2 protein-coding genes are annotated in these 984 nt (G+C 36.9%); both read left to right on the plus strand.

Annotated features, from left to right (window positions below):
• Positions 1–273: hypothetical protein (locus tag A9G45_RS14515; RefSeq protein WP_176701820.1), on the plus strand; the 273-nt coding region annotated here is incomplete at its 5' end.
• 23 nt (positions 274–296) lie between these two features.
• Positions 297–984: hypothetical protein (locus A9G45_RS12455; protein WP_141673686.1), on the plus strand; the 688-nt coding region annotated here is incomplete at its 3' end.

A 984-nucleotide genomic window follows, 5' to 3' on the forward strand; every position in this document is an offset into this window, starting at 1 on the left:
CCGGTAAACTTTGGTAAGACTAATTCAAAACAATTTTTTGATAATGAGGCATTATATCAACAGCAAGTAGAAAATTTTAAAAAATATCACATTGATATCAGTAACGAATTGGAATATGTCACATTTGAAAATATTGATGAACTACCTATAGCTAAATTTTTATTAAATGGCAATCAAGCCATTTATATGAACAATACATTATTTATTGTAGGTAAAGATTATTTTGTGGCTTACAGACAACCAACAAAAGAGGAGTTAGTTTATACGCAATAGCACAAAGGTATTAATGATTTGCCATGAAACGAGCATTAGCAGATGGATTACTGGAAAGTGAAAAGACAATCATTTTAGTTGAAAAAGAGGCCCGATTAATCCAGACTCCGGCAGATAGCTATTTAAACAGTGGCATAGGGATTCATTTTATAGATAGCAGTAACTATTGCTATGTTAAAATCAAACCGGAATATACCTTTAGTATACCATTGATATATTTTGACGCTTCACGACAGTCTTCATTCAATACGCCGTTAGGCGGTGGGATTAATGGGATTAACGGTGAAACGCAAAACACCATACCGCAAAAACAATGGTACCGTTTAACGCAAACAGATAAAGCGCGGTTGATTGATATTAACCGCTTCCTTTATCCTGAACTAACCTTAAATGACATCCCCACTGAAGTTGAGCTAGTGAGTAGTGGCGCGCCACAGATAACGCTACCGGGTGTCTACTCTGAGCCGACCTATGATAATAAAGGTTGCTTTACAATTCGTTTTATTGTTGAGGATAAGCATTACTGGATAGACGCTAATGAAGTCTCCCACCTAGGCCGGCAATCTGGGCAATTAAGTCAAAAACTCGCTTATTGGAAAAAATTTCCATTATCGTTAGATAATTTACCCAAAGCAACCGAAAGCAACACTGTCTACTTTCCACGCACAATATTACTTGACACATCGGGGGATGAGAGTTTAATGGCGGTCG

The sequence above is a fragment of the Gilliamella sp. HK2 genome, assembly GCF_001690265.1.
GTDB lineage: Bacteria > Pseudomonadota > Gammaproteobacteria > Enterobacterales > Orbaceae > Gilliamella > Gilliamella apicola_C.